Below are 1988 nucleotides of genomic sequence, written 5' to 3' on the forward strand. Positions count from 1 at the left end.
CTTGAAGTCGGCGATGCTGCGCAGCGGCCGCTTGTTGTTGAACAGCTGGCCCGGTGACACGACGTAGACCGACAGCGGGTGCACGCCCTTGAACTCGCCGTAGCTGGCGAGGTGCTTGCGAAAGAAGCGGTCAGCGATGGGCGCGAGCACCTCGGGGTTGTCGCTCACGAAGGGCATCTGCAGCGCTTCGAGGATGTCGAAGCGGTTGGGCGTGTAGCCCGGAATGAAGACCACCAGGTCGGCCTGGCCATCGCGCGCCACGTCGAACTGCGCGGGCAGCGTGCCCACCACCTTGGGCAGGGTGTCGATCTTCACGCGGCCGGCGGTGACCTTCTCCACCTCGGCGATCCAGGGCTCGATCACCTCCATGCGCATGGCCTGGCCCACCGGCAGCCAGTTGGAGTACTTGATGACCGTGGTCTGGGCGGACACGGGCGCGGCGGCCGCGAAGGCGCCGATCAGCGCCAAGGCGCCGACGAGGCGGCGGGTGCGGGAAATCATGGCTGGTCTCCTAGGGTTGGGCGGGGGGCGGAACGACGGCGCAACACAAGCTGCGCTGCATGGGTTGAATAATAGTCCGACGGGACGGTATATGAAAAGGGTTTGTGCGGCGCGATCACTCGGGGTTTCCCCGGTCTGTCGGATCAGCGGTCGGCCGTGCGCACGACACCGCGGTCGTGCAGGCGGCCGAACTGCGCGGCGTCGATGCCCAGCACCTGCGCGAGCACCTCCTCGGTGTGCTCGCCCAGGCGCGGCGCGGCCTGCGCCGGCAGGCGCGGCACGGCGCCGAAATTCAGCGGAATGCCCGCGGCGAGCATCTCGCCCACGCCCGGTTGTTCCACACGCTGAAACAGCGGGTTGGCCGGTGAGCACTCGGGGTCGCGCACGAGTTCGGCCACGGTCTGGTAACGGCTCCAGCACACACCGTGCTGGTCGAAGGCCCGCGCCACCTGCGCGAATGGCCGCGCGCCGATCCAGGGGCCGATCAGTTCGGCCAAGGCCTCACGCGCCTGGAAGCGCTCGCCCTCGCGCGAGAGGTCCACCCCCAGCCGCGCGCCCAGCGCGTCCACCGCCGCGCCCAGCCCCGTGGCCTCGACGAGGGAACGCCACTGCCGGGGCGTGAGGCCCACCACCATCACGCGCTCACCGTCCTGTGTGAGGAAGTCGCGGCCGAAGGCACCGAACAGCGCATTGCCATGGCGCTCGCGCGGCTGGCCCTGCTGCGCCTCGGCGATGAAGCCCAGGTGCTGCATCACCGCCAGCCCCACGTCCTCCAGCGCCAGCGTCACGTGCTGGCCCTGGCCGGTGCGGCGGCGGTGGCGCTCGGCGGCCAGCAGGCCCACGGCCACCATCTGGCCGGTGATCAGGTCCCAGGCCGGCAGCACGTGGTTGACCGCGCCTTCGCCGTCCACCGGACCCGTCACGTAGGGCAGGCCCAGGCGCGGGTTGACGGTGTAGTCCACCGCCGAGCCGCCGTGGCGGTCGCCCATCAGCGTGAGCTGGATCAGGTCTGGCCGCTTCGCCTTCAGGGCCTCGTGGTCCAGCCAGCCGCGCGGCGGGAAGTTGGTGAGGAACAGGCCCGCGTCCTCGCCGGGCGCGCAGGCCAGGGCCATGGCGAGCTCGCGGCCTTCGGGCGAGGCCAGGTCCAGCGCCACCGAGCGCTTGGACTTGTTGAGCCCGCACCAGAACAGGCTGGTGTTGTCCCGGGTCACGGGCCAGCGGCGGTGGTCGAGCCCGCCGCCCAGGGCGTCGATGCGGATCACATCGGCGCCCATCTGCGCCAGCGTCATGCCGCCCAGCGGCGCGGCCACGAAGGCCGCGGCCTCCACCACGCGCAGGCCGCTCAGGATGCCCTGTGGCTGCGCCATCTCAAGCCCCCGCTGGCGCGATGCCGAGCGCGCGCTCCATGAGGCTTCGCGCCACCACCTTGAGCGCCAGCGTCTCCTCGGCGCCCTCGAAGATGGAGAGCACGCGCGCGTCGACGAAGT

Annotated in this window: 2 protein-coding genes; both read right to left on the minus strand. The window is 71.1% G+C overall.

Annotation, left to right across the window (positions count from 1 at the left end; translation table 11 throughout):
• A partial coding sequence (locus tag BGO22_RS12975; RefSeq protein ID WP_502686459.1) for a type 2 periplasmic-binding domain-containing protein occupies positions 1-501 on the minus strand: 501 nt, incomplete at its 3' end.
• Between the two features lie 143 nt (positions 502-644).
• The gene (locus tag BGO22_RS12980; RefSeq protein ID WP_286851184.1) at positions 645-1868 is read right to left on the minus strand and encodes a CoA transferase; all 1224 of its coding nucleotides are present in this window, start codon (positions 1866-1868) and stop codon (positions 645-647) included.
• Between the last annotated feature and the right edge of the window lie 120 nt (positions 1869-1988).

This window comes from Hydrogenophaga sp. 70-12 (genome assembly GCF_001897365.1).
Taxonomy (GTDB): domain Bacteria; phylum Pseudomonadota; class Gammaproteobacteria; order Burkholderiales; family Burkholderiaceae_C; genus Hydrogenophaga; species Hydrogenophaga borbori.

What these genes read in the sequence shown, in the direction of transcription:
- BGO22_RS12980 (WP_286851184.1), bottom strand. Translation starts at nt 1,868, where the DNA reads ATGGCGCAGCCACAGGGCATCCTGAGCGGCCTGCGCGTGGTGGAGGCC.